Here is an 8,442-nt window from a genome sequence, read left to right as displayed (position 1 = left end):
GCCGACGAAGCCGCCCTGCCCCCCCGCCCCGCACCCCGGCGGCGCCCGCAGGGCACCCCGCAGGGCCTGCGCTCACAGCGAACAGTTCCGGAACGGGGATGGCCGCCGCCCACCTGCGCGTTAGGGTCCATAAGCAAGTCAGGCAACTCTGGAACGTACACTCAGACGGCCTCTGGCGGCCGTCGCAGAATGAGCAGGTGGACACGTGACGAACCCGATGCTTTCCGGCCCGGGCGAGCCGTCCTTCGGCGGCCTCGGCGACCAGGTCTACAACCGGCTGCTCAACGAGCGCATCATCTTCCTCGGCCAGCCGGTCGACGACGACATCGCCAACAAGATCACGGCGCAGCTCCTCCTCCTCGCCGCGGACCCGGACAAGGACATCAACCTCTACGTCAACAGCCCGGGCGGCTCGGTGACCGCCGGCATGGCGATCTACGACACGATGCAGTTCATCAAGAACGACATCGTCACCATCGCCCTCGGCCTCGCCGCCTCCATGGGCCAGTTCCTGCTCAGTGCCGGCACCCCCGGCAAGCGCTTCGCGCTGCCGAACGCCGAGATCCTGATCCACCAGCCGTCCGCCGGCCTGGCCGGCTCGGCGACGGACATCAGGATCCACGCCGAGCAGCTCATCCGCACCAAGAAGAAGATGGCGGAGCTGACCGCGCTGCACACCGGGCAGAGCGTCGAGCAGGTCACCCACGACTCCGACCGCGACCGCTGGTTCTCCGCCGAGGAGGCCAAGGAGTACGGCCTGATCGACGAGGTCATGCCGTCGGCCACGGGCATCCCCGGCGGCGGCGGCACCGGCGCCTGAGGCCCGGCGCCCGGCAACGACCGCAACAGCCCCGCGCAGCCCTTCTCAGCCGCACTGCCACCAGGACGGAACACCACGATGCAGAACTTCCCCGGACGCGGCCTCTACGACCGCTCGGCCGACGAGGCCGCCGACGCCCGTCGTTCGCTGGGCGCCGAGTCCCGCTACGTCATCCCGCGCTTCGTCGAGCGCACCTCGCAGGGCATCCGCGAGTACGACCCGTACGCGAAGCTCTTCGAGGAGCGCGTCATCTTTCTCGGCGTGCAGATCGACGACGCCTCGGCGAACGACGTGATGGCCCAACTCCTGTGCCTGGAGTCGATGGACCCCGACCGGGACATCTCGGTCTACATCAACAGCCCCGGCGGCTCCTTCACGGCGCTCACCGCCATTTACGACACGATGCAGTTCGTCAAGCCGGACATCCAGACCGTCTGCATGGGCCAGGCCGCCTCGGCCGCCGCCGTGCTGCTGGCCGCCGGCACCGAGGGCAAGCGCATGGCCCTGCCGAACGCGCGCATCCTGATCCACCAGCCGTACACCGAGACCGGCCGCGGCCAGGTCTCCGACCTGGAGATCGCCGCGAAGGAGATCTTCCGGATGCGTAACCAGCTCGAAGAGATGCTGGCCAAGCACTCGACGACGCCGATCGAGAAGGTCCGTGACGACATCGAGCGGGACAAGATCCTCACCGCCGAGGAGTCCCTTGAGTACGGGCTGATCGACCAGATCGTCTCCACCCGCAAGCTGTCCGCCGGCATCGGCGGCTGACGGCTCGCGGCCGGCTCCCGGCTCCGTATCCGCGGCGCCGGACCTTTCGTCCGGGCCCTTGTCCTCTGGACAGGGCCACCCGTGGAGCGGTCCCCTGGGAAGCGAACCAGTGAGTTGGGCTCAAGGGGACCGCTCGGGGCTCCGGGCAAGGTACCGTCGATACGCAACCAGGTTCCGCCCCCCAAGAGCGGATCCCAGGCGAAGGGGAAGCACCTCGTGGCACGCATCGGTGACGGCGGCGATCTGCTCAAATGCTCGTTCTGCGGCAAGAGCCAGAAGCAGGTCAAGAAGCTCATCGCAGGACCCGGTGTCTACATCTGCGACGAGTGCATCGACCTCTGTAACGAGATCATCGAAGAGGAGCTGGCGGAAAGCTCCGAGGTGCGCTGGGAGGAACTGCCCAAGCCCCGCGAGATCTACGAGTTCCTTGAGGGCTATGTCGTAGGCCAGGAGGCCGCCAAGAAGGCGCTGTCCGTCGCGGTCTACAACCACTACAAGCGGGTGCAGGCCGGCGAGAGCGGCGCCGCGGCGCAGAACCGCGAGGACGGCATTGAGCTGTCGAAGTCCAACATCCTGCTGCTCGGCCCCACCGGTTCCGGCAAGACGCTGCTGGCGCAGACCCTGGCCCGGATGCTCAACGTCCCCTTCGCCATCGCCGACGCCACCGCCCTCACCGAGGCGGGGTACGTGGGCGAGGACGTCGAGAACATCCTGCTGAAGCTGATCCAGGCCGCCGACTACGACGTCAAGAAGGCCGAGACCGGCATCATCTACATCGACGAGATCGACAAGGTCGCACGGAAGAGTGAGAACCCGTCGATCACCCGTGACGTCTCCGGTGAAGGCGTGCAGCAGGCGCTGCTGAAGATCCTGGAGGGCACCACGGCCTCCGTGCCGCCGCAGGGCGGCAGGAAGCACCCGCACCAGGAGTTCATCCAGATCGACACGACGAACGTGCTGTTCATCGTCGGCGGTGCCTTCGCGGGCCTGGAGAAGCTCATCGAGTCCCGGGCGGGCGCCAAGGGCATCGGCTTCGGCGCCACCATCCGCTCCAAGCGCGAGCTGGAGGACGAGGACCCGTTCCAGGAGGTCATGCCCGAGGACCTGGTGAAGTACGGCATGATCCCCGAGTTCATCGGGCGGCTGCCGGTCATCACCAGCGTGCACAACCTCGACCGGGCCGCCCTGCTGAAGATCCTCGTCGAGCCGCGGAACGCGCTCGTCAAGCAGTACCAGCGCCTCTTCGAACTCGACGGCGTCGAGCTGGACTTCGACCGGCCGGCGCTGGAGGCCATCGCCGACCAGGCGATCCTGCGCGGCACGGGCGCCCGCGGGCTGCGTGCCATCATGGAGGAGGTGCTGCAGTCGGTGATGTACGAGGTGCCGTCCCGCAAGGACGTCGCCCGCGTGGTCATCACCGAGGAGGCGGTCCACTCCAACGTCAACCCGACGCTGGTGCCCCGCTCCCGCACCGCCGAGCCGGAGCAGCGGCACCAGGAGAGCGCCTGAGCCGCACACCGTCCGCGTTCCGCACGGGGAGCGCCGCGGCCGTACGAGAAGCCGGAGAAGCCACACGAAAAGGGGCCGCCCACCGGGCGGCCCCTTCGCGTGTGTGCCGTACGGGTCAGCCGATCGGCACCCGGACGTCGTTGCGGACGTCCGCGGTGGTCGTCGCGGCCTCGTCGATGCTCGTCTCGCCGCCGGTGATGATCAGCGTCGGGTCGGTCAGCGCGACGTAGCCGATGGTGCTGCTGTCGGCCCAGGCGCAGGTCGGGAAGTTGAAGCTGTCGACCGGCGCGCCGGAGTCGTCGCTGGAGAACTTCACGTACTGGCACTTCATCGAAGCGCCCTCCTCCAGCCCGTCGGGCGAGACCTCCTCCGGGCTGCCGACCAACTCGGCCGACTCGCCGCCGCCCGCGGACGGATCGGCGGCGGCCTCCTTCGCCATGTAGGCGAAGAACGCGTCCAGGACCATGTCCGGGTTGGAGATGTCACCGTAGACGCCCTGGAACTGCAGGATCTTGGCCGTGGCCTCGGTGCCCGCGGTGTAGCCGGCGCCGACGTCCTTCGCGTTGGAGACGCCGATGCCCTCCAGCTCGTCGATGTCGCTGGAGTTGAGGCCGGAGCCGCCCATGCCGTCGTCGTTCTTCTGGTACTCCGAGGCGACGGTCTGGGGAGCGGTCAGCTTGTACTTCTTGCCGTCGTCGGCGGGCGGGTCGTCCCCGCTGCCGCCGTCGTCGCCGTCGTCGCCCGTCTTGCCGCCGTCGGTCTCCGAGTTCTTCGACTCGTCCTTCTTGCCGTCGTCGTCGCCACCGACCACGAAGAACGCGGCCACGGCTATGATCGCGACCGCGACCACGGCGCCCACGACGATGAACAGGGTCTTGTTCTTGCCGCCGCCTCCCGGCGGGGGCGGCGGCGCCTGGCCGTACCCGGGCTGCTGCTGCTGCCCGTACGGCCCCGCCTGCTGCTGCTGTCCGTACTGCTGCTGGCCGTAACCACCGGGCTGCCCGTACGCGCCGGGCTGCTGCTGCTGACCGTAGCCCTGGTCGCCGCCCTGCTGCGGGTAGCCGTAGCCGGGCTGACCCGGCTGGCCGCCCTGCCCGGGCTGGGCGTAGGGCGACTGCGCGGGCTGCGCCGGGGGCTGCGGGGGCTGGCCGTAGGGACCGGGCTGCCCGTACGGGCCTGGCTGCTGCCCTCCACCCCCGTACGGTCCGGGTGGCGGCGGCTGGTTGTGACTCATTACGGTCCCCTCCGTGAGTTAATGCTGCTCCGCCCATACTGTCGGATCGCGCCGCGTCGCGCTGCCTCGGGTCTCGATCGGCCGCGGCGCGGTTGTCCACAAGGACGCAGCCCGTCCACAAGTGGTTCGCAGCGGGGTGTGACGCGCCTCTAGACTGAGCGTCGTGACCGAAGCAAAGAACCCGCAGAGCAGCGCAGCAGAGCTTCCTACGCAGTACACGCCCGGCGAGGTCGAGACCTCGCTGTACGAGGGCTGGGTAGAGCGCGGTTACTTCGCGGCGGACGCCAAGAGCGACAAGCCGCCGTACGCGGTCGTCATCCCCCCGCCGAACGTCACGGGAAGCCTCCATCTCGGCCACGCCTTCGAGCACACGCTGATCGACGCCCTCACCCGCCGCAAGCGCATGCAGGGGTACGAGACGCTGTGGCAGCCGGGCATGGACCACGCCGGCATCGCCACGCAGAACGTCGTGGAGCGCGAGCTGGCCAAGGAGGGCCTGTCGCGGCACGATCTGGGCCGCGAGGCGTTCGTCGAGCGGGTGTGGAAGTGGAAGGCGGAGTCCGGCGGCCAGATCGCCGGCCAGATGCGCCGCCTCGGCGACGGTGTGGACTGGAGCCGCGACCGCTTCACCATGGACGAGGGCCTGTCGCGCGCCGTCCAGACGATCTTCAAGCGGCTCTTCGACGACGGCCTGATCTACCGCGCCGAGCGCATCATCAACTGGTGCCCCCGCTGCCTCACCGCGATCTCCGACATCGAGGTGGAGTACCAGGACGACGACGGCGAGCTGGTCTCCATCCGCTACGGCGAGGGCGAGGAGTCCATCGTCGTGGCCACCACGCGCGCGGAGACGATGCTCGGCGACACCGCCGTCGCGGTCCACCCGGACGACGAGCGCTACCGCCACCTCGTCGGCAAGCAGATCGTGCTGCCGCTCACCGGCCGCCGCATCCCCGTCCTCGCCGACGAGCACGTGGACCCGGAGTTCGGCACGGGCGCCGTGAAGGTGACCCCGGCGCACGACCCCAACGACTTCGAGATCGGCCGCCGGCACGACCTGCCGATGCTCACGGTCATGGACGAGCACGCGGTCATCACCGCCCACGGCCCGTTCCAGGGCCTGGACCGGATGGAGGCCCGCTCGGCGATCGTCGCCGCGCTGCGCGCCGACGGCCGGATCGTGGCCGAGAAGCGGCCGTACGTGCACTCGGTGGGCCACTGCTCCCGCTGCAAGACGACCATCGAGCCGCGGCTGTCCATGCAGTGGTGGGTCAAGGTGGGCCCGCTGGCCCAGGCCGCGGGCGACGCGGTGCGCGACGGCCGGGTCGCCATCCACCCCAGGGAGATGGAGTCCCGCTACTTCGGCTGGGTCGACCACCTCAACGACTGGTGCATCTCCCGCCAGCTCTGGTGGGGCCACCGCATCCCCGTCTGGCACGGCCCGGACGGCGAGCTGGTGTGCGTCGGGCCCGACGAGGAGCCGCCGGGCGGCGAGGGCTGGACGCAGGACACGGACGTGCTGGACACGTGGTTCTCGTCCGGCCTGTGGCCCTTCTCCACGCTGGGCTGGCCGGAGGAGACCGAGAGCCTGGCGAAGTTCTATCCGAACGCGGTCATGGTCACGGGCTACGACATCCTCTTCTTCTGGGTCGCCCGGATGATGATGTTCGGGCTGTACGCGATGGACGGCGAGATCCCGTTCCGCACGATCGCGCTGCACGGCATGGTCCGCGACCAGTTCGGCAAGAAGATGTCGAAGTCCTTCGGGAACGCGGTGGATCCGCTGGAGTGGATGGACAAGTACGGCTCCGACGCCGTCCGGTTCACCCTCGCCCGCGGCGCCAACCCCGGCACCGACGTGCCGATCGGCGAGGACTGGGTGCAGGGCTCGCGCAACTTCGCGAACAAGGTGTGGAACGCCACCCGCTTCGCGCTGATGAACGGCGCCACGGTCGAGGGCCCGCTGCCCGCGGAGGCGGAGCTGTCCACGACGGACCGCTGGATCCTCTCCCGGCTGAACGCGGTCGTCGCCGACGTCGACGCGCTCTACGACGACTACCAGTTCGCGAAGCTCTCCGACGTGCTGTTCCACTTCGCCTGGGACGAGGTCTTCGACTGGTATGTGGAGCTGTCCAAGACGACGTTCGCGGCCGGCGGCCCCGCGGCGGACGCCTCGCGCCGCGTCCTCGGCGAGGTCCTCGACGTCACGCTGCGGCTGCTGCACCCGGTGATCCCGTTCGTCACCGAGACGCTGTGGACGACGCTGACGGGCCGCGAGTCCCTCGTGATCGCCGACTGGCCCGCCGCCTCCGGCTTCCGGGACGCGGCGGCCGAGGCGGAGATCGTGAAGCTGCAGGAGGTCGTCACCGAGGTCCGCCGCTTCCGCGCCGACCAGGGCCTCCAGCCGGGCCAGCGGGTGCCCGCCCGGGTGGAGCTGTCCGGTGCCGGCCTCCAGGAGCACGAGGCCGCCCTGCGGCAACTTCTGCGGCTGCAGCCGGAGGGTGAATCCTTCGCCGCCACGGCGTCGCTGCCGGTGGCCGGCGCGACCGTCGCGCTGGACCTGTCCGGGACCATCGACGTGGCGGCCGAGCGCAAGCGGCTGGCGAAGGACCTGGCCGCCGCCGAGAAGGAGAAGACGCAGGCGGAGGCCAAGCTCGGCAACGAGGGCTTCCTCGCCAAGGCACCGGAGCCGGTCGTGGCGAAGATCCGCACCCGGCTGGCGAAGGCCGAGGAGGACATCGTCCGCATCGGCGCCCAGCTGGAGCGCCTGCCGCAGGCGTAACGCGTAGCGGGTACGGGCCCGGGGGCGCCCCGGGCCCGTACCGCCGCCTACGCGCTGTGGCCCAGCGACTCCGGCCGCACCGGGTGCGCGAAGGGCAACCCGGCGGCGTAGCGGGCCAGTTCGTCGGCTGCCGCCCGGCCCAGCCGCGGCAGCTCGCCCGCCAGCGACCCCGCGACGTGCGGCGTCAGCAGCACGTTCGGCAGCTCGTACAGCGGCGAGCCGACCGGCAGGAACTCCGGCTCGGTCACGTCCACGACGGCGTGCAGCCGCCCCGCGACCAGCTCCTCCGTCAGCGCCTCCTGGTCCACCAGCGACCCGCGCGCGGTGTTGACGAGCGTCGCCCCGTCCCGCATCGACGCGAGCCGGGCGCGGCTGATCAGCTGCCGGGTGCCCGGCAGCGCCGGCGCGTGCACGCTGACCACGTCGGCGGTGGCGCACAGCTCGTCCAGCCCGGCGGGGGCGGCGCCGAGGGCGCGCAGCTCGTCCTCGTCCGCGTACGGGTCGTACACCAGCGTCGACAGGTCGTACGGGCGCAGCAGCTCCAGCACCCGCCGCCCGATCATCGAGGCGCCGACGACACCGACGGTGCGCCGGTAGTTCCCGGCGCCCGGATGGTCCGCGTACCAGTCGTACGGGCCGCGCCGCCGCCGGTACTCCTCCCGTACTTCGAGCACCCGCTTGTTCGCGAACAGCACCGCCGCGACGGTGTACTCCGCCACCGGCAGCGCGTTCGCCCACGCCGCCGAGGAGACGGCGATCCCGCGCCGCCACACCGCCTCGGTGACGTGGTGCTTGACGGACCCCGCGGCGTGCACGACGGCCCGCAGCAGCGGTGCCCCGGCGAGCGCCGCCTCGTCCAGCGGCGGGCAGCCCCAGCACGTGACGAGGACCTCGGCGCGGGCCAGCGCGGCGGCCGCCCGCGGCTCGGCGAAGTCGGCCGCGACCAGGCCGGGTTCGAGGTCCGCGATCCCGGTGAGCCGGTCCCGCGTCGCCGCGTCGAAGAGCCGCGGCAGTGTGTCGGCGCTCATCGCGAACAGGGCACGCGGGCGGCGTCCCGCGCCGCTCAAAGGGTCGTTCGGTGGCACGCGGTCGCCTCCTGTGTCGAACCTGCGATCCGGAACTGCGTCTCGTACATCGCCCGGCAGTCCCGCCGGGCGGGTGGCTGTCGTAGCCGGACCCTAGACTGGCACCGTGAGCGCCCGCGAAGAACCCGCAGGTCCCGACCCGGACGAGACCCCCCGCACCCCGGACACCCCGGAGGACGACCCCTTCGACGAGATCGTCGGCACCGAGACCGACCGCGACCCCGACCTGGCCGTCATCGAG

General features: G+C 70.6%; 6 protein-coding genes. 4 read left to right on the top strand and 2 right to left on the bottom strand.

What is annotated here, in order from left to right; all coding sequences use genetic code 11:
• Window positions 1–217: 217 nt before the first annotated feature.
• From H5J30_RS10405 to clpX, 3 genes are all read left to right on the top strand, one after another.
• On the top strand, window positions 218–820 hold the full coding sequence (locus H5J30_RS10405; protein ID WP_181787141.1) for an ATP-dependent Clp protease proteolytic subunit: 603 nt from the start codon (window positions 218–220) through the stop codon (window positions 818–820).
• A gap of 78 nt (window positions 821–898) precedes the next feature.
• The gene (locus H5J30_RS10400; protein WP_258563233.1) at window positions 899–1,591 is read left to right on the top strand and encodes an ATP-dependent Clp protease proteolytic subunit; all 693 of its coding nucleotides are present in this window, start codon (window positions 899–901) and stop codon (window positions 1,589–1,591) included.
• 216 nt (window positions 1,592–1,807) lie between these two features.
• Entirely contained in the window at window positions 1,808–3,100 is a 1,293-nt protein-coding gene (gene clpX, locus H5J30_RS10395) for an ATP-dependent Clp protease ATP-binding subunit ClpX (RefSeq protein WP_181787140.1), read from the top strand.
• Between the two features lie 115 nt (window positions 3,101–3,215).
• Here the strand turns inward: clpX and H5J30_RS10390 are convergent, their stop codons facing one another.
• On the bottom strand, window positions 3,216–4,334 hold the full coding sequence (locus H5J30_RS10390; protein ID WP_181787139.1) for a hypothetical protein: 1,119 nt from the start codon (window positions 4,332–4,334) through the stop codon (window positions 3,216–3,218).
• Window positions 4,335–4,497: 163 nt separating this feature from the next.
• Here H5J30_RS10390 and H5J30_RS10385 point away from each other — a divergent pair, with 163 nt between their 5' ends.
• Complete coding sequence (locus H5J30_RS10385) at window positions 4,498–7,116, top strand: valine--tRNA ligase (protein WP_181787138.1); 2,619 nt, start codon at window positions 4,498–4,500, stop codon at window positions 7,114–7,116.
• Between the two features lie 47 nt (window positions 7,117–7,163).
• Here the strand turns inward: H5J30_RS10385 and H5J30_RS10380 are convergent, their stop codons facing one another.
• A complete protein-coding gene (locus H5J30_RS10380; RefSeq protein WP_181787137.1) occupies window positions 7,164–8,144 on the bottom strand; it encodes a hydroxyacid dehydrogenase in 981 nt (326 codons plus the stop codon).
• Window positions 8,145–8,442 lie beyond the last annotated feature (298 nt).

Origin of the sequence: Streptomyces phytophilus (assembly GCF_013870535.1) — a bacterium.
Taxonomy (GTDB): Bacteria; Actinomycetota; Actinomycetes; order Streptomycetales; family Streptomycetaceae; genus Streptomyces; species Streptomyces phytophilus.
This window is presented reverse-complemented; position numbering and strand designations above follow the sequence as displayed.

Excerpts from the sequence above, each read along its gene's own strand:
- H5J30_RS10405 (WP_181787141.1), top strand. The coding sequence starts at position 218 with ATGCTTTCCGGCCCGGGCGAGCCGTCCTTCGGCGGCCTCGGCGACCAG.
- H5J30_RS10400 (WP_258563233.1), top strand. The coding sequence starts at position 899 with ATGCAGAACTTCCCCGGACGCGGCCTCTACGACCGCTCGGCCGACGAG.
- H5J30_RS10390 (WP_181787139.1), bottom strand. The coding sequence starts at position 4,334 with ATGAGTCACAACCAGCCGCCGCCACCCGGACCGTACGGGGGTGGAGGG.
- H5J30_RS10380 (WP_181787137.1), bottom strand. The coding sequence starts at position 8,144 with ATGAGCGCCGACACACTGCCGCGGCTCTTCGACGCGGCGACGCGGGAC.